This window comes from Vibrio sp. NFR (assembly GCF_027587095.1).
In the GTDB taxonomy this organism is placed as follows: Bacteria; Pseudomonadota; Gammaproteobacteria; order Enterobacterales; family Vibrionaceae; genus Vibrio; species Vibrio harveyi.
Map to the genome: position 1 here is coordinate 95249 of NZ_JAPPTN010000009.1, position 23000 is coordinate 118248.

General features: G+C 46.1%; 23 protein-coding genes. 7 read left to right on the top strand and 16 right to left on the bottom strand.

Going from position 1 to position 23000, the window contains the following annotated elements; translation table 11 throughout:
* The first annotated feature begins 75 nt into the window (after window positions 1-75).
* The 4 genes from OH463_RS17355 to OH463_RS17370 all read left to right on the top strand — a co-directional run bounded on the left by OH463_RS17355 (window position 76) and on the right by OH463_RS17370 (window position 5022).
* Window positions 76-1641 carry a GGDEF domain-containing protein gene (locus OH463_RS17355; protein ID WP_005447568.1) on the top strand — a complete coding sequence of 522 codons (1566 nt, stop codon included), beginning with the start codon at window positions 76-78 and terminating at the stop codon, window positions 1639-1641.
* Window positions 1642-1858: 217 nt separating this feature from the next.
* Window positions 1859-3235, top strand: coding sequence for a nucleotide 5'-monophosphate nucleosidase PpnN (gene ppnN, locus OH463_RS17360; protein ID WP_005447570.1), 1377 nt, complete (start codon window positions 1859-1861; stop codon window positions 3233-3235).
* A 58-nt stretch (window positions 3236-3293) separates the two neighbouring features.
* Complete coding sequence (xni, locus tag OH463_RS17365; protein WP_005447572.1) at window positions 3294-4076, top strand: flap endonuclease Xni; 783 nt, start codon at window positions 3294-3296, stop codon at window positions 4074-4076.
* 193 nt (window positions 4077-4269) lie between these two features.
* Complete coding sequence (locus OH463_RS17370; RefSeq protein ID WP_009697728.1) at window positions 4270-5022, top strand: DNA/RNA non-specific endonuclease; 753 nt, start codon at window positions 4270-4272, stop codon at window positions 5020-5022.
* A gap of 87 nt (window positions 5023-5109) precedes the next feature.
* Here the strand turns inward: OH463_RS17370 and rlmM are convergent, their stop codons facing one another.
* From rlmM to pomA, 7 genes are all read right to left on the bottom strand, one after another.
* Window positions 5110-6201: a 23S rRNA (cytidine(2498)-2'-O)-methyltransferase RlmM gene (gene rlmM, locus OH463_RS17375; protein ID WP_017188443.1), complete on the bottom strand. Its 1092-nt coding sequence runs from the start codon at window positions 6199-6201 to the stop codon at window positions 5110-5112.
* Window positions 6198-6596, bottom strand: coding sequence for a DUF423 domain-containing protein (locus OH463_RS17380; protein WP_005447577.1), 399 nt, complete (start codon window positions 6594-6596; stop codon window positions 6198-6200). The genes rlmM and OH463_RS17380 overlap by 4 nt, the downstream gene beginning before the upstream one ends.
* Window positions 6586-7209, bottom strand: a complete 624-nt coding sequence (locus OH463_RS17385; RefSeq protein WP_005447578.1) for an alpha/beta fold hydrolase — start codon at window positions 7207-7209, stop codon at window positions 6586-6588. The genes OH463_RS17380 and OH463_RS17385 overlap by 11 nt, the downstream gene beginning before the upstream one ends.
* Window positions 7190-8110, bottom strand: a complete 921-nt coding sequence (locus OH463_RS17390) for a transcriptional regulator GcvA (protein ID WP_005447583.1) — start codon at window positions 8108-8110, stop codon at window positions 7190-7192. The genes OH463_RS17385 and OH463_RS17390 overlap by 20 nt, the downstream gene beginning before the upstream one ends.
* A 521-nt stretch (window positions 8111-8631) precedes the next feature.
* Window positions 8632-10080 (bottom strand): tRNA uracil 4-sulfurtransferase ThiI, encoded by a 1449-nt coding sequence (thiI, locus tag OH463_RS17395; protein ID WP_005447587.1) that lies wholly within the window; start codon window positions 10078-10080, stop codon window positions 8632-8634.
* Between the two features lie 198 nt (window positions 10081-10278).
* Window positions 10279-11223, bottom strand: a complete 945-nt coding sequence (locus OH463_RS17400) for a flagellar motor protein MotB (RefSeq protein ID WP_005447588.1) — start codon at window positions 11221-11223, stop codon at window positions 10279-10281.
* A 15-nt stretch (window positions 11224-11238) separates the two neighbouring features.
* Entirely contained in the window at window positions 11239-12000 is a 762-nt protein-coding gene (gene pomA / locus OH463_RS17405; RefSeq protein WP_005427558.1) for a flagellar motor protein PomA, read from the bottom strand.
* Window positions 12001-12265: 265 nt separating this feature from the next.
* Here pomA and xseB point away from each other — a divergent pair, with 265 nt between their 5' ends.
* The 3 genes from xseB to dxs are packed head-to-tail and all read left to right on the top strand — an operon-like array spanning window position 12266 to window position 15299.
* Entirely contained in the window at window positions 12266-12508 is a 243-nt protein-coding gene (gene xseB / locus OH463_RS17410) for an exodeoxyribonuclease VII small subunit (RefSeq protein ID WP_038898518.1), read from the top strand.
* A 21-nt stretch (window positions 12509-12529) separates the two neighbouring features.
* The gene (gene ispA, locus OH463_RS17415) at window positions 12530-13414 is read left to right on the top strand and encodes a (2E,6E)-farnesyl diphosphate synthase (protein WP_005447589.1); all 885 of its coding nucleotides are present in this window, start codon (window positions 12530-12532) and stop codon (window positions 13412-13414) included.
* 19 nt (window positions 13415-13433) lie between these two features.
* Window positions 13434-15299 (top strand): 1-deoxy-D-xylulose-5-phosphate synthase, encoded by a 1866-nt coding sequence (gene dxs, locus OH463_RS17420; protein WP_038898515.1) that lies wholly within the window; start codon window positions 13434-13436, stop codon window positions 15297-15299.
* Window positions 15300-15394: 95 nt separating this feature from the next.
* Here the strand turns inward: dxs and pgpA are convergent, their stop codons facing one another.
* From pgpA to OH463_RS17465, 9 genes are all read right to left on the bottom strand, one after another.
* Window positions 15395-15898, bottom strand: a complete 504-nt coding sequence (pgpA, locus tag OH463_RS17425) for a phosphatidylglycerophosphatase A (protein ID WP_005447591.1) — start codon at window positions 15896-15898, stop codon at window positions 15395-15397.
* A gap of 57 nt (window positions 15899-15955) precedes the next feature.
* Window positions 15956-16921: a thiamine-phosphate kinase gene (gene thiL, locus OH463_RS17430; protein WP_269991800.1), complete on the bottom strand. Its 966-nt coding sequence runs from the start codon at window positions 16919-16921 to the stop codon at window positions 15956-15958.
* A 78-nt stretch (window positions 16922-16999) separates the two neighbouring features.
* Window positions 17000-17467: a transcription antitermination factor NusB gene (gene nusB, locus OH463_RS17435; RefSeq protein WP_269991802.1), complete on the bottom strand. Its 468-nt coding sequence runs from the start codon at window positions 17465-17467 to the stop codon at window positions 17000-17002.
* Complete coding sequence (ribH, locus tag OH463_RS17440) at window positions 17467-17937, bottom strand: 6,7-dimethyl-8-ribityllumazine synthase (RefSeq protein WP_005440184.1); 471 nt, start codon at window positions 17935-17937, stop codon at window positions 17467-17469. Before ribH ends, nusB begins: the two co-directional genes overlap by 1 nt.
* Before the next feature lie 169 nt (window positions 17938-18106).
* Entirely contained in the window at window positions 18107-19216 is a 1110-nt protein-coding gene (ribBA, locus tag OH463_RS17445; protein WP_005447594.1) for a bifunctional 3,4-dihydroxy-2-butanone-4-phosphate synthase/GTP cyclohydrolase II, read from the bottom strand.
* A 152-nt stretch (window positions 19217-19368) separates the two neighbouring features.
* Complete coding sequence (locus OH463_RS17450) at window positions 19369-20022, bottom strand: riboflavin synthase (RefSeq protein WP_017818918.1); 654 nt, start codon at window positions 20020-20022, stop codon at window positions 19369-19371.
* Window positions 20023-20033: 11 nt separating this feature from the next.
* Window positions 20034-21158 carry a bifunctional diaminohydroxyphosphoribosylaminopyrimidine deaminase/5-amino-6-(5-phosphoribosylamino)uracil reductase RibD gene (gene ribD / locus OH463_RS17455; protein WP_009697719.1) on the bottom strand — a complete coding sequence of 375 codons (1125 nt, stop codon included), beginning with the start codon at window positions 21156-21158 and terminating at the stop codon, window positions 20034-20036.
* Window positions 21159-21165: 7 nt separating this feature from the next.
* Window positions 21166-21615: a transcriptional regulator NrdR gene (nrdR, locus tag OH463_RS17460; protein WP_005424846.1), complete on the bottom strand. Its 450-nt coding sequence runs from the start codon at window positions 21613-21615 to the stop codon at window positions 21166-21168.
* Between the two features lie 127 nt (window positions 21616-21742).
* Window positions 21743-22993 (bottom strand): glutamate-5-semialdehyde dehydrogenase, encoded by a 1251-nt coding sequence (locus OH463_RS17465; protein ID WP_026000141.1) that lies wholly within the window; start codon window positions 22991-22993, stop codon window positions 21743-21745.
* Between the last annotated feature and the right edge of the window lie 7 nt (window positions 22994-23000).

A 23000-nucleotide genomic window follows, 5' to 3' on the forward strand; every position in this document is an offset into this window, starting at 1 on the left:
AGTGATGACGCTATAAAGTTTTTTGTTATTATCAAATAATCGTCAGTAGTACATGGACTTAACCGTAGTCACTTCATGGGAATCTTGGAATCCGATATTCAGTCGCAGCTTCATCAGCTGAGTTGTCAACTTGACCAACTCAGGCTGACTCATCGTGATACTTCGCTCAAATTTCAACGTGAGCAGCAAGTTCTTAAGCGAGTTGTGGCATCATTGTCTTCTGCTTGTCAGGGTTCAAACTCTCAAGTATCCAACTACCTGCGCGAAATTCAGCAAGAGCTTGAACATCATAAAGATGTAAGTACGCTGATCCCTCGCTTAGCAGTGCTAGAAAGAATGCTCAAACAGCAATCTAAGACGATGGAAAAACAAAACGGTTATCTCGACGAACAAATCAAACACAGTGGTGAAACGCTTCAACGTATCACCGGCTTGCCTGCGCAGTTAAAACGTGAATTGCGTAACCTGATGAGCTTCTCGGAAGTCCATGCTGGTAAGAAAGTCGATCAAGCCACTAAGCTACTGAGCATCTACGAGCGCGCACTCAAGATAATCACCTCTAATTCACGCCTTAACCTAGGCGAGCTAGAACACGGTCCTGATAAGTCACAACTGGAATGCCTTGCAAGCGATCTACAACACACCATCACGGAACTCGATTTTGAAGGTGAGTCTGGCGATCAACTGTTGGATATTCGCGCTAAGTTACTTTTAGGTGTCAATGCTGAATCTCTGATTGAATTAACTCTACACACATTAAAACTGGTCGTGGAAGCGACCAAGTACGAGCGTAAATCATCAGAACAGTTCCTAGAACAGTTAAACACGTCACTGTCTAGCAATCTCAAAACCGTTCATCAGAATGTTGACCAGCACCAAACTTACTTTGAGCATCGTCAAGAGCTGAACGCTGAGATGACCACTTTGGTTGAACGCAGCCAAGAGTCTCTTGAGCAAGCTCAAGACTTAGACGAGTTAAAAGGCGAAGTTTCGCCACTGCTGGCAAAAATGGCATCACTGACTGAACGCTTGAGAATGACAGAAGAGCGTGAGCAAGCACTTCAAGAACGCCTAAGCTACAGCAAAAATCAATTGGAAGCAGTGTTCGAAACGACACAAGATTACCGTCGCCGCTTGGAAGACCAAGCTCAGCGTATGCTGCTTGATCCTCTTACAAAGGTCTACAATCGCACGGCTTTTAACGATCGTTTAGAGCTCGAATATCGTCGTTGGATTCGCTCACAGCAAAACTTGCGCGTGGTGCTGTTTGACGTGGATAACTTCAAAGCGGTTAATGATAGCTACGGTTACACAGCTGGTGACAAGGCGCTAAAAATCATTGCCCGCACGATGAACAAGCGGATTGCAGATACGGAAACCGTAGCGCGTTTTGGTGGTGAAGAGTTCATCTTGCTGATCCCGGAACAATCAGAAGAATACACGCTTGAATTGATGAAAAACATTCAACGTGACATCAGCAAATTACCATTCAAGTTCCGTGAACAAAACATCATGATCACCTTAACTGCGGTTTCTACATCATTTAAAGAAGCAGACAACCCAGAATACGTCCTCGACCGTCTTGGTAACATGCTAAAAGACGCCAAACAGCGTGGTAACAACCAAGTCAACTGGAACTAAAAAGCGTTCAAAAAACAATCAAACGAACACTTTTTACGTGCTGTTTTGTCATATTGCCTCAAATTTTCAACGAGTTATCACGTTTCTCCTCTTCCAGTCTGCTAAGCTGTTTAAACGCTATAAACAAAGTCTGCCAACCACTGAGTAGAACGACACGTATAAGCTAAGTAGGTGAGTTGGTTTCTTCCCTCAAAGAAAGCACTAGCAAGGAGGCCTTATGATTACCCATATAAGCCCCGCAGGTAGCATGGATTTGCTATCACAACTGGAAGTTGAACGTCTTAAGAAAACCGCATCAAGTGAGCTTTACCAGCTCTATCGCAATTGTACGCTCGCGGTCCTCAACTCTGGTAGCCATACCGACAACTCAAAAGAGCTGTTAGATAAATACCTATCGTTTGATGTGAACGTAGTTCGACGCGAACGCGGCATCAAGCTTGAGCTTGCCAACCCGCCAGAACATGCGTTCGTTGACGGAGAGATCATCAAGGGTATTCAAGAGCACTTATTCTCTGTTTTACGTGACATCGTGTACGTAAACATGCATTTGGCGGACAACCAACGTCTTAACCTCACCAATGCCACGCACATCACCAACCTCGTATTTGGCATCTTGCGTAATGCTGGTACGTTGACGCCCGGCATTGAGCCGAACCTTGTGGTTTGTTGGGGTGGTCACTCAATCAACGCGACAGAGTACCAATACACTCGCGAAGTGGGTAACGAGTTGGGTCTACGTGAACTGAACATCTGTACGGGCTGTGGTCCTGGTGCGATGGAAGGTCCAATGAAAGGCGCAGCGATTGGTCACGCCAAACAGCGTTATACCGAGCAGCGTTACCTTGGCTTGACAGAGCCTTCAATCATTGCGGCTGAGCCACCAAACCCAATCGTGAACGAGTTGGTGATCATGCCAGACATCGAGAAACGTCTCGAAGCCTTTGTTCGCATGGCGCACGGCATCGTTATCTTCCCTGGCGGTCCGGGTACCGCCGAAGAGTTGCTGTACATCTTGGGTATCATGATGCACCCAGAAAATGCCGACCAACCAATGCCTATCGTACTTACAGGTCCGAAAGAGAGTGAAGCCTACTTCCGCTCAATCGATGCCTTTATTGCCGATACATTGGGCGAAGAAGGTCAGAAGCACTACCAAATCGTGATTGATGATCCAGCAGAAGTTGCTCGTATTATGAAACGCTCAATGGACGAGGTTCGTCAGCATCGTAAAGAAAAAGGCGATGCGTATAGCTTTAACTGGTCGCTAAAAATTGAGCCAGAGTTCCAACTTCCGTTTGAACCAACTCATGATGCGATGGCAAGCCTAGATCTGCATTTGAACCAACAACCTCAAGTTCTGGCTGCAAGTCTGCGCCAAGCCTTCTCAGGTATTGTTGCTGGTAACGTTAAAGCGGAAGGGATTCGAGAAATCGAACGCAAAGGTCCGTTTACCATCAATGGCGATCCAGTCTTGATGAAAAAACTCGACAAGCTGTTGAAAGACTTCGTAGAGCAGCACCGCATGAAACTGCCGGGTGGCACTGCGTATGAACCATGCTACCGTATTGCCCATCGAGAAAATGGTGGTCGATAGATAACTCAGCTTTCGTTACACTAGGGGCATTCCGCCCCTTTTTTATTGCTAAGTCATTATGTCTATTCATCTTGTTATCATTGATGCCCTAAACCTGATCCGCCGCGTGCACTCAGCACAACCCGATCCAACTGACATAGCAAGAACCATCACAACGACAGGCAGAACGCTGACTCGCATCCTATCTGAGGCGCAACCTACGCACATCATCGCGGTATTCGATCACCACGAGCAAGACCGAGGTTGGCGCGCGGAAATCCTTCCAGACTACAAACAAAACCGCAAACCTATGCCAGAGCCCCTGATGCAAGGTTTAGACGCAATTCAACAAGCGTGGTGGGAGCAAGGCATCGACTCACTGCTATCTGAAGGTGATGAAGCGGATGACTTAGTTGCAACCCTCGCCACTAAAGTCGCAAGTCACGGAGAGAAAGTCACCATCGTCTCCACCGACAAAGGTTATTGCCAATTGTTGTCCCCAACTTTGCAAATCCGAGACTACTTCCAACATCGTTGGTTGGATGAGCCGTTTATCGAAAAAGAGTTTGGCGTGAAACCCACTCAGCTTGCCGACTACTGGGGTTTAACAGGGATTAGCTCAAGCCAAGTACCGGGTGTACCCGGTGTTGGTCCAAAAGCCGCTAAGGAAATTCTCACTCAGTTTGAGGACATTGAAGCGGCATACGCAAGTGAAGAGCTGGTACCGAAATATCGTAAGAAGCTGGATGAACACATTGAATCTGCACGTCTATGCAAACGAGTAGCAGCGTTGAAATGCGACATCGAGCTCGGCTTTAACCTGCAAGACATTCGCTTTACCGGACCAAATAAAGCCGAGTAAGTGTATCTCTTTTACGCTGCTAGTTTTGGGTTAGACAACACGTTTATAAAATCTGTTGTGTAACCCTTTACATTCACAGCAATGATATTTACCTCATCATTAACCTACAAGATACTGATTAGTTTATAAGCTAATTCACAGTCTTAGTGAGTAATTTCATTATTTTCAAATCTCCCAATAACGGAGAAAAATAATGAAAAACATCATCTTAGTATCTTTAGTCACGCTCCTATCCTTCCCTACTCTTGCTGAAACTTGCGGTCAACACCTTGATAAAGGTATGCCTTCAACCAACAGCGATCAGTTCCTCTGCCGAGATGGCTATGCGGTTGGGTACAACTACGACACCAAAAACGCAGACTGGGTTGCTTACCACATTACCGCTGAAAGCGTGAATATCACCAACAAACGCAGTAACTCCTTCAAAGAAGACACTGAAATGCCGGATTACGCGCGCTCTACCCTAGCGGACTACAAAGGCTCAGGTTACGACAGAGGACACCTTGCGCCATCAGCGACAATGGACTTCACCCGAGAGTCAATGAAGCAGAGCTTTTTGATGAGCAACATGTCGCCTCAACTTCCGGGGTTTAACCGAGTTGGTTGGCGCGTTCTAGAAGAACATGTTCGTGATCTCGCCAATGAATACAACGAACTTTATGTGGTGACTGGACCGATTTACCAAGGCAACGAAGGAACAATCGGTAATGGTGTGGTGATCCCGAGCGCGTTTTACAAAGTCATTCTTGATCCAAGCTTTGATGAAGCCATTGCGTTCATTGTCCCGCATCGTGATGTTTCAAGCTCAGAGTTAGCCAACTTTATTACCACTATTGACGAAGTTGAACGTCAAACTGGATTAGACTTTTTTGCTCAAACGCCAGATAGCATCGAAGACAACATGGAATCAGTAAAATGGGAAGAGATGTGGCCTACCAGCAACTAAGTAATGGTCATGGTTCTTAAACCGCAATAAAAAAGCGCCTGCATTAGGCGCTTTTTTGAAAATGTTCAACCACATAGAAACGATAGCTTAGTGTGGTGAGATATTAGACAGACATTGAATGTGAATCGTGATCTCTTCGCGGTCATGGTATAGGTGCTTCGCTTGCAGCTTGAATTTCACCTTGTTCTCAATCAGGAACATTTTTAGGTTTTCAAGATCTTGCAGCACTTCATCGTAACGACCTTTCATTGGAAGCTTAAGGTTGAAAATCGCTTCTTTCGCCCAACCTTTTAGCAGCCATTGCCCCATAAGGTGCGCAACGCGTGCTGGCTTCTCAACCATGTCACATACAATCCAAGTAACGTTCTTACGGTCTGGTTCAAATTTAAAGCCATCTACCATGTGGTGTTTAATTTGACCCGTTTCCATTAGGCTATCCGCCATCATGCCGTTATCCACACAGTGAACAAACATCGAACGTTTCACCAATTGGTAAGTCCAACCGCCCGGACAAGCACCTAGGTCAACACCCCACATGCCAGGAGCCAAACGCTCATCCCATTCCTCACGTGGAATGAAGACATGGAATGCTTCTTCTAATTTCAACGTTGAACGGCTTGGCGCATCTGCAGGGAACTTAAGGCGAGGAATACCCATGAAGAACTGCGAGTTGTTGCCTGGGTATGAGTAACCCACGTAACAATGACCCGGAGCCACAAAGCAAATATGCAGTACTGGCTTCTTCGCGTTGTCTTTGTTCCACATCAGACCTTTACCACGCATCGCCTGACGCATTGGTACCGTGAACTTGCGGCAAAACTTCAATAACTCTTTCGCTTCGTTAGTATCGGGAGTTTCAATACGCAGATCGCCACAACGTGGGAATGCTTCGATTTCAGACAATTCAGCAAGAATTGGGCTGATACGGTCATCGCTTGGTAGCGCTTCGAACTCGGCAGCCACAGCAAACATCTGACGTGCAAAAATCAGTGCGCTAAAGTCTAAGCCTTTTGCTAGCTTATCTGCGTCTCCATCTTGGTAACATTCGAAGACAACATAACCTGAGTTTTTCTTCACACGAGGGAAGCCATACACTTCCAATTGTGTTGCTTTGTCCTGAATTTCACCAGCACACTCTTTCTCAAAGCCAGAACGGCAATAGAGCATTAGTTGTTTCACTTGGAGACCTCTTTGATATTAAACGCAGCAAAAAAGAACAGACACCAACCGATCATGAACAAGAATCCTCCCATAGGAGTAATTGGTCCAAACCACTTAATGCCCGTCAGCGCCAGCGCGTAAAGACTGCCGCTAAAACAAAAGATGCCGATGATAAAGCAAATCGCCGCGATGAAAAAATACTTTTGTGCTTTTTGTCCCAAATTGAGCAACAGCAAAATCGCACAAAATGCGATAGCCAAAGTATGGATGAACTGATACAAAACGCCGGTTTCAAAGACGCCCAGTAAATAAGGCGATAACTTTGCTTTCAAACCATGTGCAGCAAATGCACCTAGCGCCACTGATGTTAAGCCAGAAAGACCAGTAAATGAGAGTAACCACTTACTTTTCACAGGACACCTCTTTAATAAATGTCGCTAACTGCTCCACTGTTGAAGCAATGTTACCTGCCTCTGTATAGCCAGAGCTCTTGCGTGGCTTAAAGCTGTGATCACCGTCTGGCAGAAAGCTCACTGTGACCTGCTCTGATAATGCAAAGCCTTCGAACTCTTCGCGCTTGCCGAATGTATCGCGCTCACCTTGCAGGATTAAAGTTGGCTTTTCGATACTCGCTAAATGCTCACCTTTGTATTTCTCTGGTTTACCGGGAGGATGAAAAGGGAAACCTAAACAGGCAACACCCGCCACCAGCGCATTATCGGCGAGTAAGCTCGACATACGCCCACCCATCGACTTACCGCCAATCACGATAGGTTGAGAAGTAAAGTGAGCGATCACTTCTTCATAAGCTTCAAGAAGTTTTGGGGCACGATCTGGCGGACGCTTCTTGCCATCTTCCGCTCGCTTAACCATGTAAGGGAAATTAAAACGCACCACGCGTATACCCTGCTCAACTAATCCTTTGGCGACGGCAGTCATGAAATCGTGTTCCATGCCTGCCCCTGCGCCGTGAGCAAAAATAAACAGCGGTCCGTTTTCAGGTCCCTCAGCTATCCAATGGCTCATCCAATACTTCCTCTTGTTCTTTTCTTGCGGTTGCCAGCATCCAGTCCCTAAACGTCGCGATACGTCCCATATCCGCTTGCTGTTCGTGACACACCACATAGAAGGCATTCTTCGACACCAATACCTCATCAAATGGCGCGATTAAGCGTCCCGCTTCCATTTCAGGTTTGGCTAGCACGTTGTTACCTAGAGCGACACCTTGCCCGTGCGCAGCAGCTTGAAGCACCATGGTCGAGTGGCTGAAAATAGGACCATGGTTCACATTGATGCCTTCGATATTCTGCTGGCGAGCGAACTGCTTCCAATCTTTACGAGAGGTATCATGTAACAAGGTGTGTAATTTAAGGTCACTTAGAGATTCTAATGGTTTGTTACCTAAAAGTAACGAAGGTGAACAAAGTGGGATCAAAAACTCTTGGTAGAGTTTATCGGCACGCAAACCAGGCCAGTTACCACGACCATAATAGATAGCCACATCAACATCATCAGTCAGTGAACCTTCGTCCATATCAACCGCTTTAATACGCACATCGATGTCCGGTTCTTGGGCATTAAAATCCGCCAAGCGAGGTACCAGCCATTGGATTGCAAAACTTGGTGGCAAACTGATGGTCAACGCACCTTTTTCACTACGTTCCAATACCTTATCGGTCGCTTCTGCAATCGAAGTGAAAATATCTTTGATGTCTAGAAAGTAACTTTGCCCCTCTTCCGTTAGCAACAAAGAGCGGTTGCGACGACGGAAAAGTTTCAAAGATAAGAACTCTTCTAACGCTTTAATTTGGTGACTCACTGCTGCTTGAGTAACAAACAACTCTTCAGCAGCACGGGTAAAACTGAGATGGCGAGCAGCCGCTTCAAAAACGCGAAGTGAATTCAACGGAGGCAATCTGCGAGACATTATGGGACCTCAAGTAGGATTAGTTTTTTTTATCTGAAACATTATAAAATGTCCGTTGCCGAACAGCCAGATAAATTCTATATTTCATCCCGCAACACGAGCCTGAACGGCTTGATTCCTTTTGTGAATCAATTGGCTTCGTTGTTGCGATGTTGTGTTTGCAAACTCGTATTTCGAGTTAGGTAGATTTCTACCATATGTTTTGTCCACACTCCCTGTGACAAAACAGATACTTCCTGTATTTATTTTGACCTGTCTGTCAAATTTCTTGCACCGCCTTATTAGGCGGTGTTTTTTTATCTAAAAAATCCCACTGTCCCTCTTCTTCAGAAATTGGTATCAACATCACCTTTTCATCCTGATTTCGGATTAATTATCGTTATATCAATACAAATCCCGAAGCGTGCGATTGAGCTCAATCTTATCACTTCATTAGGGAAAATTTTGCGCGTGCTAAAACGAAAAAAGCGCAAACTGATTTCTCAATTTGCGCTTTTGTGATTGTCAGCATTACAACGCGATTATGGGCGGTAAACCTTCACGTTGTTGAAACCTTGCTCTTGCAAGTAAAGTGCTTGCAGACGGCTCATCACACCACGGTCACAGTACAGTAGGTATGTCTTAGCTTGGTCTAGATCACCAAACTGAGTACCCAGTTTGTAGAATGGAATATGTTTAACATCAACACCATCGATTTCTAGTGGGTTATCGTCTTCCTCTTCAGGGCTACGGATATCCAATACGATTGCGTTTTCTTCTACTGCTTGTACTTGTTCAACTTCTGGTGCTGCTTCCTGTGACTCTTTTGCGATATCACGGATGTCCATCATACGAGCTTCTTGAACCACTTGCTCAAGGATGCTGAAGTCGAATTTCTCTTCTTCTGCTTCTAGCTTACCTTTCACCGCTTTCACAGTTGGCTTCTTAGAGATAACACCACAGTATTCTGGCATCGTCTTCGCAAAGTCTTCTGTGCCGATTTCACGCGCTAGGTTGATGATATCTTCTTTATCCCAGTTGATCAGCGGACGCAGAATCAGAGTATCTGTTACGTTATCGATATGGCGTAGGTTAGTCAGCGTCTGGCTCGATACCTGACCCAGCGCTTCACCTGTTACCAATGCTTCGATCTTCATCTTCTGAGCGATCATACCTGCTGCACGCATGAACATACGCTTCAGGATCACGCCCATCTGACCGTCATCGACTTTCTCTAGGATTTCTGCAACTACAGGCTCGAAATCAACTGAGATGAAACGTACTTTTGCTGAAGAGCCGTATTTATTCCATAGGTAGTGAGAAACCTGCTTAACGCCGATTTCATGTGCTGGACCACCTAGGTTAAAGAAACAGTAATGTACTTTTGAGCCACGTTTGATATGTAGGTAGCTAGAAACACCAGAGTCGAAACCACCCGAGATCAGGCTTAGTACGTCTTCTTGTGTACCTAGAGGGAAACCACCTAGACCTTTGTGACGTGCCAACACTTGGTTTAGCTTGTCGTTAGTCACTTCAACGTTGATCGTTACGTCTGGCTTACTTAGCTTAACTCGAGCGCTTTCTACCGCTTGGTTAAGACCGCCACCTACGTAACGCTCTAACTCAATAGAAGTAAATTCGTGTTTACCACGACGCTTAGCACGCACTACGAAAGTCTTGCCTTCGATCAGTGAACCGCTTAGCTCCAACACTTGCTCGTAGATATCGTGCAAGTCTTTGAATTCAGTTTGTTTTACTTCAAGAATATGGTGAATACCTGGCGTGTGCGTCAGGATTTCTAAAACTTCAGCGTGGAACTCGTCACTCTCAGAGGTCACTTCAATGTGATCACGACGGTTGAATACCGCGACAGACTCCGTACGGCTCTTAACGATGTTACGAATGTTGCACTCTAAAATCTTTGTGAAGCGCTTACGCACAGATTCACTTTTTACAAAAATTTCTGGATGGGGCTTTACAATAAATTTCATAGTCTAGTTCGCAGGTTAGTTTCGCAATCAACAATGAGTGATACTCCACCTCGATGCTTCATACGCAGCAAAAGTGCGTTTTGGTCATAAAAGGTAGCCTGAGCTCACTTCAAAGGCGCAAGATTATACACCTAAGCGAAATGGAATGACAAAAAAAGCGAGCTAACGCTCGCTTTTAGTATAAGAACAAATATCCGCTTATTGAATTACGGGCACTTCTTCACTGTAAAGTGGTTCACCTTGCATGATGCTGATTTCAACACGGCGGTTAAGTGCGCGGTTTGCATCAGAATCGTTTGGCGCTAATGGCTCAGTATCAGCCATGCCTCGCACTCGTAAGCGTTGGTGCGAGAAGCCTCTTACTTTCTCCATCTCTTGGGCAACCGATACAGCTCGTTGCGAAGACAAGTCCCAGTTAGAACGATACAGCTCAGAATCCAGCGGTTGGTTGTCCGTATGTCCAGACACTCGAACAATACCCGGTACGTCTTTCACCAGTTCGGCAATCTGGCGTACTAGTGGTCTGAATTTCGGCTGTAAGAACGCCGATCCTTCAGGGAACGCGCCTTTCTCTCGCATTCGAATCACAATTTGCTGACCGAGGTTTTCTACTTCAATCGCGCCTTGCTCAATCTCTCGCTCCAACGCTTTCTTGATGCTTTCCATCAAGGTTTCCATCTCTTGCGACGTTTGTTCAGACTGCTGTTGTTGCATGTCTGCTTCTGCCGATTGATTGTTTTGCGTTGAAGTTTCTGGTGATTGTCCCCCCGTCAGCTTACCTTGGTCACGTTTAGTACCACCTGCTCGGTCAGATTCCCCTTCATGGAATTCCAACGTCTGCTGAGTGATGTCCATGGTTTGCTGCATGATGACATCAATTGGCGTCGGCTCAGGGCGACCCGGTCGAAATTCCTGAGCGATGATGCTGGTACCTTTTGGGATGTCCTTCACTTCAAGTTGGTTTTGTACACCAAAAGCGAACTTCATCGAGCCCGCAATTTGTTTGAACTTCAATACGTCCATTTCCGAAAACGAAAGCAGCAGTACGAAGAAACACATCAGCAGTGACATCAAGTCAGCGAATGTCCCCATCCACAGCGGGAGACCGGGTGGCGGACAATCACATTTGTTATCTTCATCCATCAGATGACCTCCGGATTACTCGTCTATCTCGAGAGCGCGTTTACCCTCGTTGAGGTAGTTCTTCAAGTAACTATCGATAACACGAGGGTTTTGACCATCTTGGATCGCCAAAACACCATCCATAATCAAACGACGGTTTAACGTTTCTTGATCGCGACGTAATGAAAGCTTGTCTGCAATTGGGAAAAACACCATGTTAGAAAGCACCGCACCGTATAGTGTGGTCAAAAGCGCTACCGCCATCGCAGGACCGATCGCTTTTGGGTCATCCATGTTTGAAAGCATGGCTACCAGACCAACCAGTGTACCGATCATCCCCATCGCAGGGGCTACGTCACCAAATGCACGAAACACGCCTGTACCTTGCGTATGGCGCTCATCGGTAAGTGCAATGTCTTTCTGTAGTGCCGCACGTACAACGTCGGCATCATGTCCATCAACCAGTAAATCGATGCCTTTCTGCATAAAGCTGTTGTTGATTTCCATCTCTTCAAGAGCGAGGAAACCACCTTTACGTGCCGCGTCTGCCATTTCAACAATCTTAGCGATCAGATCTTCTGGCTCATCGGCTTTAAACATGAACGCTTTACCTGCGATCTTTGTCGCACCGAAGAACTGCCCCATGGTGAACTTCATCAACACAACAAATGCAGAGCCACCAACTACGATTAGGATTGAGGTAACGTCTACGAACATACCGATGCTGCCGCCTAGCACCATCGCCATGATGACGAATGCAAAACCACCGATCAAACCTATTAGGGTTGCTAAATCCACAAAGCACTCCTCTCGCTATACTTAAATATTGCCTAGTCAGGCGAATTATTACTTGTATCGACAACTAGAACAGTTTTTTTAGAAAAATCTTGGTCAATACGTCACAAAAAGATCGTTTAGCTCCGAAGTCTATGATCAATATCGTCTTATCAGACCTGTCTAACGCTAATTTTGTGACAATTATATAAGGTTAAATTTGACCAACTTAGTAGGCTAAGGTAACTTGCGTGCATTCTATTAGAGGCTCTATTAAGGCAGATAAAAGATGGCGGTCAAGAAACCAGAAAATATGACCTTCGAAGCAACAATTGAAGAGCTAGATAGCTTAGTTGATCAATTAGAGAATGGCGATCTTGCCCTTGATGATGCCCTACGTAAATTTGAACGTGGCATTGCACTGGCTCGTGCTGGTCAAACAAAACTGAGCGACGCCGAACAGCGCGTAAGCATTCTTCTTAGCGAAGATGATGAAGCACCACTGAGTGACTTCACCCCTGAGTCAGAATAATAATCAGTAGTGAGCAATGTGATGCAAGAGACATTGACGTCTTATCAACAACGAAACAACCAACAACTCAATCTGTGGCTTGAGCAATTGCCTCACCAAGAACAGCCGCTGATTCAAGCGATGAAATATGGTCTGCTGCTTGGCGGAAAACGTGTTCGTCCTTTCCTTGTTTACATCACTGGTCAAATGCTAGGTTGTAAGCCAGAAGATCTCGACACGCCAGCGTCTGCTATTGAGTGTATTCACGCCTACTCTCTGATTCACGATGATCTACCTGCAATGGACGACGATGCGCTGCGTCGCGGTCAACCGACTTGCCACATTAAGTTTGATGAAGCCACAGCAATCTTGACTGGTGATGCTCTACAAACATTGGCATTCACGATTCTTGCTGAAGGTAAACTGAATCCGAACGCGGAAAGCCAGCGTATAAAGATGGTACAAGCACTAGCGCAAGCTTCTGGTGCAAGTGGCATGTGCCTTGGTCAAGCGTTAGATTTAGGTGCAGAGAATCGTCGAGTTTCTCTCGCAGATTTAGAAGAAATTCATCGCAATAAAACTGGTGCACTGATTAACTGTGCGGTCAAACTTGGTGCGTTAGCCGCAGGCGAAAAAGGCCTGGAAGTATTGCCACACCTAGAACGCTACTCAAAAGCGATCGGTCTGGCGTTTCAGGTTCAAGACGATATTCTTGATATCATTAGTGACACAGAAACACTGGGTAAGCCTCAAGGCTCAGACCAAGAGCTGAACAAGAGCACTTATCCATCTCTACTGGGTTTGGAGGGAGCAATGGAGAAAGCTCACACTCTGTTACAGGAAGCACTTCAAGCATTGGAAGCAATCCCATACAATACTCAGTTACTCGAAGAGTTCGCCCGATATGTCATCGAGCGCAAGAACTAAACTATAAGCGCGCATTTATATGACTCTTGATATTTCAAAATACCCGACACTGGCGTTAGCAAATACACCGGAGGAGTTGCGTCTTCTTCCGAAAGAAACATTGCCGACATTGTGCGATGAACTACGCACGTATCTGCTAAATTCAGTGAGTCAGTCTAGCGGACATTTAGCGTCTGGCTTAGGCACAGTAGAGCTAACGGTCGCTCTGCACTATGTATATAACACACCTGTTGACCAGCTAATCTGGGATGTGGGTCATCAGGCTTACCCACATAAGATTCTGACAGGTCGTCGTGACCAAATGCCGACTATCCGTCAAAAAGGCGGGCTTCACCCATTCCCTTGGCGCGAAGAGAGCGAGTACGACACTTTATCTGTTGGTCACTCATCGACTTCTATCAGTGCTGGTCTCGGTATGGCCATTAGCGCAGAAAAAGAAGGTCAAGGTCGTAAAGTGGTCAGCGTAATCGGTGATGGTGCCATTACGGCTGGTATGGCTTTTGAAGCAATGAACCACGCTGGTGACGTTCACCCTGACATGCTAGTGATTCTAAACGACAACGAAATGTCGATTTCAGAGAACGTAGGCGCGCTGAACAATCACCTTGCAAAAGTCCTTTCTGGCAGCTTATACACTTCTATCCGTGAAGGCGGCAAGAAAGTACTGTCCGGCGTCCCACCGATCAAAGAGTTGGTGCGTCGTACAGAAGAACACCTAAAAGGCATGGTCGTTCCTGGCACGTTATTCGAGGAGCTTGGCTTCAACTACATCGGTCCTATCGATGGTCACGATGTCAACGAGCTCGTCAAGACATTGAAAAACATGCGTGAGTTGAAAGGTCCACAATTCCTGCACATCATGACCAAGAAAGGTAAAGGTTATGAGCCAGCAGAAAAAGATCCTATCGGCTACCACGGTGTACCAAAGTTCGACCCATCACATAACAGTTTGCCGAAGAGCAGTGGCGGCAAGCCAACCTTCTCTAAGATCTTTGGTGATTTCCTATGTGACATGGCAGCGCAAGATCCTAAGCTGATGGCGATTACACCAGCAATGCGTGAAGGCTCTGGTATGGTTCGCTTCTCAAAAGAGTACCCTGAGCAGTACTTTGACGTAGCGATCGCAGAGCAGCATGCCGTGACACTTGCAACAGGTATGGCAATTGCGGGCGATCACCCGATCGTAGCAATCTACTCTACCTTCCTACAGCGTGGTTATGATCAACTGATCCACGACGTTGCGATCATGGATTTGCCAGTGATGTTCGCTATCGACCGTGCAGGTCTGGTTGGCGCAGATGGTCAAACTCACCAAGGTGCGTTCGATCTCAGCTTTATGCGTTGTATCCCGAACATGGTAATCATGGCACCAAGTGACGAAAACGAATGTCGTCAGATGCTGTACACAGGCCACAAACACACGGGTCCAAGCGCGGTTCGTTACCCACGCGGTAGCGGTATGGGCACTGAAATCGAAAAAGACTTCACTGCACTTGAAATCGGTAAAGGTCGTATCGTGCGTAAAGGCGAGAAAGTGGCAATTCTTAGCTTCGGTACCTTCTTAGGTAACGCACTGGAGGCGGCTGAAAACCTCAACGCAACAGTTGCTGATATGCGCTTTGTTAAGCCTCTTGATGAAGCCTTGATCCGTCAGCTCGCCGCTGAGCATGATGTTCTGGTTACACTAGAAGAGAATGCGATTGCAGGTGGCGCTGGTGCAGGTGTAATTGAGTTTATGATGCAAGATAAGATCATCAAGCCAGTACTAAATCTTGGCTTGCCAGATCGCTTCATACCTCAAGGTACGCAAGACGAGCTGCACGAAGAACTTGGTTTAGACGCACAAGGCATCGAGAAATCAATCAACGATTACCTAGCCAAGTAAATAGCGTAAAGCAATAAAATCGCGTAAATACAAAAAAGGGATGCTCTGGCATCCCTTTTGTTTATTTGTCGATGGTCAGCGCTATGTGGTGGGTACTACATCCAACCTGCGTATTTCGCCACAAAAAACAGTGCGATACCCGCCATAATGCCCGCCACGATATCATCAATCATGATACCTAAGCCGCCATGAACACGTTTATCTAACCAACCAATAGGCCACGGTTTTACCATGTCAAAGAAGCGGAACAAGATAAAACCAGTAAGTAACCATTTCCATTCTGTTAAGGGAATATTCAGTGCAGGCACTAAGCTCATGGTGATCCAAAAGCCCGCAAATTCATCCCACACGATTGAGCCATGGTCATGAACGCCCATGTCGTCTGATGTCACTTGGCAGATCTTAATGCCAATCACACAAGAGACAAGTACGGCGACCACGTATAGTGGAAAAGGCAATTGGGCTAGCAATAGAAATAATGGTACAGATGCCAGTGTGCCCATTGTGCCTGGCACTACAGGTGATAAACCGCTACCAAAACCTGTCGCCAATAAATGCCACGGGTTCTTTAATGAAATCAGAGAGAGAGGGTTGGTCATTTCCTTAAACCTATACTGCAAGTTTGGTTTCAATCTTAGGCTAGAGCCTAGCTCATATCATTTAAAGTGGTCAAAGCCACTCAGATACCAATCAAGCGGTTGATTGTTATCATGCAGCTCGAAGGTACCTTTTGGTCGAATCTGACCAATACACGTGACTTTACATCCGATATGAGACAAAGCGCTTTGTAATGAGCCACGGTTTTGCTCTGGCACAGTAAAGCACAGTTCGTATTCTTCGCCACTTGATAGAGCATACTGCTGTGCGATGACCTTATCATCTAAAAACTGAACCAGTTCTGAAGAAATTGGCAATTGGGAAACATCTAAGCTCACACCAACATCAGAACGTTTGAGGATGTGTTTGATATCAGAGATTAAACCATCAGAGATATCAATCGCAGCCGAAGCCAACCCAACGAGCGCTTGACCAGCCAAAACACGAGGTGAGCTAAGATAATGCGCTGTCTCAAGTTCCTGCGCAGCAATACGCGAGCGCAGTGAATCATCCAGAATCACATCCAGACCGGCTTTGGCATCTCCAAGGTTGCCCGTGACATAAACCCAGTCCCCGACTTTCGCCCCAGAGCGAGTCAGTGCTTTCCCTTCTGGTACAAACCCTTGCACGGTGAGCGTCAGGCTCAGTGGACCTTTTGTGGTATCACCACCAATAAGTTGAATACCAAAATAATCCGCCAGCTCAAAAAATGCATCACAGAAAGGCGCGAGCCAAGCTTCATCAGGCTTAGGCATCGTCAATGCAAAGCTCACCCACGCCGGCGTTGCACCCATTGCCGCGAGATCACTAATATTTGATGCCAACGCCTTATGTGCGACCCAAGCAGGGTTTGCATCCGCAAGAAAATGGGTTCCAGCCACTAACGTATCAGTACTAATGGCAATTTGTACGTTATCTGGCGCTTTCACTAACGCACAGTCGTCACCCGCCGCTAGGTGTACGTCTTTGCGTTGGCTTTGACGTCCAACAAAGTACTTATCGATCAGATTGAATTCACCAGACATTATTCACTTACTTTTTGATGGAAAAGCTTTTGATACAAAAAAGGTCAGCATCTGCTGACCTTTTTAATGAAGAAATCGTTATTTCTTACGTACGTGTGGCGCCGCTTTATCTAGCACACCATTCACAAATTTGTGGCTGTCTTCTGCCGCGAATACTTTTGCAAGTTCAATCGCTTCGTTGATTACCACTTTGTAAGGAACATCTTCGCGACGAGTCATCTCGTACATAGCAAGGCGAAGAAGAGCAAGTTCCATCATGTCTAGGTCCTGCATTGGACGAGACACGTATGGACGGATTTTGCTATCTAGCTCAGAGTGGCTAAGTACAACACCGCTTAGTAGTTCACGGAAGTAAGCTACGTCTGTTTCTGGAGCAGTAAGTGCAGGCTCAGATGCGTGAAGTTCTTCTTCATCGTATTTGTCGCCAGACAAAAACTGTTCTTCGATCGTGGCAACATTATCTTTAGTAATTTGCCATGAATAGATCGCTTGTAGAGCGAATTGACGTGCGTTACGACGTGCGGCTGGTTTCACACTGGCCCCCATTAGGAATCAATTTCAGATAGTACATTAATCATTTCAAGTGCGCTTAGTGCAGCCTCTGCACCTTTATTACCAGCCTTGGTTCCTGCGCGTTCAATCGCTTGATCGATAGTATCAACAGTCAATACACCAAATGCTACTGGAAGACTGTACTCCAGAGAAACTTGTGCAAGACCCTTGTTACACTCACTACAAACATAGTCAAAGTGCGGTGTACCGCCACGAATTACTGTACCTAGAGATACGATTGCATCGTACTTACCAGTTTTAGCAACACGTTGAGCTACGAGAGGTAGTTCTACGGCACCTGGGCAACGAACAACAGTGATGTTGTCTTCGCTTACTTGTCCGTGACGCTTTAGTGTATCGATCGCACCAGATAGTAGGCTTTCGTTAATAAAACTGTTGAAACGAGAAATAACGATAGCAATTTTTGCATTTGGCGCTGGGAAGCCACCCTCGATCACTTTCATAAGCTTTCCTTTAACTCTATTTATAAGTGAAAATTGTTCATCAAGTGAGAATCGCCGGATTCTATCACAATTTTGTGAGCAATATCTAATGGAAATTGGGGACGAATCACGAGTTCCTCGCCTTAGCGACGATAAGTGCGTGTAAGACTAGGAACTCGCTGGTCAGTTATTATTCGCAGACGTACTCAACCACATTCAGACCAAAACCGCCGAGTGCGTGGTACTTCTTGTTGGTTGAAGAAAGCAGGCGCATATCGTGAATGCCCAGATCAGCAAGGATTTGAGAGCCGACACCCACTCGGCGTGACGTACCTTGCTTCTTAGCAAGCGTTGGTGCTTCGCCTTTGTCTTGTGCTTCAAACATTTTCACTCGGTGAATAAGCAGATCGGTTGACTCTTCGTTGCCAAGTACAACCAGAACACCACCTTCTTCGCCAATGCGCTTCATTGCTTTCTCAAGTGTCCAGCTACGCTCTGCGTTGCGGTCACTTCGAAGGACATCGGTAAATACATCTTGTAAATGAACGCGGACCAATGGCGCTTCAGAAGCAAGGTCACCCTTACACATTGCGTAGTGCACTTGGTTATCAATCGTGTCTTTGTAAGTCACAAGCGTGAACTCACCGAACTCTGTTGGCAATGCACACTCAGCAACACGTTCAATCGTTGTTTCGGTGTTATTGCGGTATTCAATCAAGTCCGCAATAGTACCTAGCTTTAAGCCGTGCTTTTCAGCAAATACTTCAAGATCAGGACGACGTGCCATCGTGCCGTCGTCGTTTAGGATCTCAACGATAACCGATGCTGGCTCTAGACCTGCAAGGCGAGCCAAATCGCAGCCAGCTTCTGTATGACCAGCGCGAGTTAGAACGCCACCATCTTGTGCTGCTAGAGGGAAGATATGACCAGGTTGAACTAAATCAGCTGCTTTCGCATTTGGCGCAACGGCTGCTTGTACAGTGCGAGCACGGTCTGCGGCAGAGATACCTGTCGTAACACCTTCAGCCGCTTCAATAGAAACGGTAAAGTTCGTGGTGTATTGCGCATTGTTGTCTTGCACCATTGGCGGTAAACCAAGGCTTTCACAACGTGCTTTTGTCATGGTTAGACAGATCAAGCCACGACCATGCGTAGCCATAAAGTTGATTGCTTCCGGCGTAATGTGCTCGGCAGCCATGATCAAATCACCTTCATTCTCGCGGTCTTCATCATCCATTAGGATGACCATTTTGCCCGCGCGAATGTCATCAATAATTTCTTGAGGCGTGCTGATAGGCATATTCTGTTTCCCGTTATTCATAAATTTATTATTGCAGCAGCAATACGTTTAACGTTTCGGTTAGCCATGTCTACTGGCTTTAGCGCAGTTTGCAGCCAACCCTTATTAAGTCAATTAACCTGATAACGTTCTGTGATTATTGTCGGTTTCGCCTACGCAAAACCATTTTGCTGCAAGAAGTCCATGGTAATACGTGACTCTTGCGATTCTTCTTTTTGACCTTGTAGCAAGCGTTCCATGTAGCGAGCCAGTACATCCACTTCTAGGTTCACTTTGTGACCCACCTGGAACTGATCAATCGTGGTCTCTTCACTGGTGTGAGGAACAATTGTCAATTTAAAACCATTTTTACGTAGGTCATTGACGGTCAGACTAATGCCATCCACTGTGATCGAGCCTTTTTCTGCGACGTACTTACTGATTTCAGTAGGCATTTCTACCCAGAATTCAATCGCTCGACCAACTTGGTTGCGCTCAACAATCACGCCCACGCCATCGACGTGACCAGACACAATGTGCCCACCAAAACGTGTCGTTGGTAACATGGCCTTTTCCAGGTTCACTTTATCGCCAACTTGGTAAGCGGCAAAACCTGTTTTATTCAGCGTTTCCAGTGATAAGTCAGCACTGTAATAGTTGCTACCGAAGTCGACGACCGTCAAGCACACACCATTCGTTGCGATACTGTCCCCCAACTTAACGTCAGACATATCCAACTTGCCAACTTCGACCGTAACGGTAATGTCTTCGCCTTTTGGCGTGATTGCAGTTAGTTTGCCAACTGCTTCTACAATTCCTGTAAACATAATGCTTCTTTCTAGCTTTGGTTGCGTTTGACGGTTGCGGTAATACGAATATCCACCCCTACCATTCGAACGTCGGTAATAGTTAAATCGATAACTTGTGCCATATCGGTTAGCCCAAGAGCACCAATCAAACCTCGCCCATCGCTGCCCATTAATTTAGGAGCAAGATAAACAATCAGTTCATCTACAAGGTTAGCTTTGATTAATGAACTCGCGAGTGTAGCGCCAGCTTCAACCCACAAGTGATTAATATGATATTCGCTCGCTACAGCTTTTAATGTCGCCGTTAAGTCAATTTGACCATTTTCCGTCAGCTCAGGCGCAATATCGCCGTCGTGACTAACAATAATACGCTCACCGTCAGTATTGAATAGTTTTAGATCATCGCTAAGTTGAGACTGGCGATCGAAAATCACACGAGGAGGCTGACGAACTTCATCTTGAGGATATTGAGCTTGCACACTGCATGGCAGGTCATCCCAACGCACGTTCAGCGATGCATTGTCATCAATGACTGTCTTACTGGTCGAGAGAATAGCGCCACTCAACGCTCGATAACGCTGTACATCTTGGCGAGCCTTTGGGGAGGTGATCCATTGACTCTGACCATTATTGAGTGCACTTTGCCCATCGAGGCTGGCTGCCATTTTCAACTGAACATAAGGCATGCCAGTTTGCATGAACTTGATAAACCCTTTGTTCAGCTCGATCGCATCGCTTTCTAATAAGCCAACTTGAACGTCTACCCCCGCATCGCGCAGCATTTGAAAACCGCGTCCTGCAACTTTCGGGTTTGGATCTTCCATTGCACAAACAACACGTGCGACTTTGGCTTTGATTAGCCCCTCTGCACAAGGTGGCGTACGACCATAATGAGAGCAAGGTTCCAGTGTCACATATGCCGTTGCGCCTTCAGCTTTATTACCAGCCATACGCATCGCGTGAACTTCAGCATGAGGTTCCCCCGCACGATGGTGATGACCTTCGCCAACAATCTCACCGTCACGGACAATAACGCAGCCTACATTCGGGTTAGGTGCCGTTGTATAAATGCCGCGCTTCGCTAACTTGAGCGCACGCGACATCATTTCGAAATCTTGAGAGGTAAATTCTGAAGAGAGAGATTGTTGAGCCATGATTCAATCAGTCTTCTAGGCGAGCAATTTCTTCACCGAATTCACGGATGTCTTCAAAGCTACGATAAACCGATGCAAAGCGGATATAAGCGACTTTATCCAGCTCTTTCAATTGATCCATAACCAAATTACCAATCATTTCACTTGGTACTTCACGTTCACCAGTTGCACGCAGTTGGGACTTAATCATGCTGATGGCTAGCTCAATAGAGTCAGCACTAACTGGACGTTTTTCTAAGGCACGTTGAATACCACCAACCATTTTATCTTCATCAAATGGTTCACGGTTACCGTTAGATTTAATCACTTTCGGCATCACCAACTCTGCGGTCTCAAACGTTGTAAAACGTTCACTGCACGCAAGGCATTGACGACGACGACGCACTTGATGCCCATCAGCAACCAAGCGTGAATCAATTACTTTTGTGTCGTTCTCAGAACAAAAAGGACAATGCATATCACCTCCAAATAGCTTGCAATTGGGTTCGTCCCAAAAGCAAGACTAGTGTAGCGGAATTGCTATGTTAGAGAAAACAAAAAGGGGCATCGCTGCCCCTTTTTCAATCAATATCAAACGGTTTCTGTTAACTGCGTGCTAAGTAGTTCGCTTTACCAACCCATTTGTAGCTGGTCAGTTCTTCCAAACCCATAGGACCACGAGCATGCAGTTTCTGAGTTGATACCGCAACTTCGGCACCTAAACCAAACTGAGCACCGTCAGTAAAACGTGTTGCGGCATTTACGTAAACCGCCGCAGAACCGACAGAGTTAATGAACAATTCTGAGTTTTGTAGGCTGTTTGTCATGATCGCATCTGAGTGGCTCGCGTTGTGAACGCGCATGTGATCAATCGCTTCTTTCACATCAGCAACCACTTTTACACCTAGCGTGTAACTTAGCCATTCCGTATCAAAGTCACCTTCACCCGCATCGCGAATTTGTTTCGCTTGTGCCATCAGTGCTTTTGCTTTTGGCTCTGCGACAAAAGTTACGTTTTCGCTCATGCGCTCTACGATCATTGGCAGGAACTGCGCAGCGATATTCTCGTGAACCAGCAAAGTATCTAGCGAGTTACATGCGGACGGACGTTGAACTTTTGAGTTTTCAACAACATTGAGTGATTTATCTAGCTCTGCTGATTCATCAACAAAAATGTGGCTAATACCAAAACCACCAATGATCACTGGAATGGTGCTGTTCTCTTTACACATTTTGTGTAGACCAGCGCCACCACGTGGAATGATCATATCGACGTAGTCGTCTAGCTTAAGTAATTGAGAAACCAACTCACGGTCTGGTTTTTCAATGTACTGAACAGAAGCCGCTGGCAAGTTTGCTTTCGCAAGTGCCGATTGGATAACCTTCACCAGCTCCATATTAGAGAAAAATGTCTCTTTACCACCACGTAGGATGCTTGCATTACCTGTTTTTAGACACAAAGCAGCAATATCGATGGTTACATTCGGACGCGCTTCGTAAATCACACCAACTACACCAAGTGGCACGCGACGACGAGACAGAGACATGCCGTTTTCTAGCACTTTGCTGTCAATTTCACTGCCCACAGGATCGTTAAGGCTGATCACATTACGAACATCGTTAGCAATACCCGTTAAGCGCTCTTCATTCAGTAAAAGGCGGTCAAGTAATGCATCCGTTAGACCCGCTTCGCGACCTAACTCAATATCTTTTGCGTTTGCAGCCAAAATAGTTGCTGCATTTGCTTCTAGCTCATCGGCGATAATGGCTAGTGCTTGGTTCTTTTGTGCGGTTGACGCTGTCGCCAATTCGAAAGCTGCATCTTTGGCAGCTTTACCCATATTCGTTAAATCCACTTTGCTT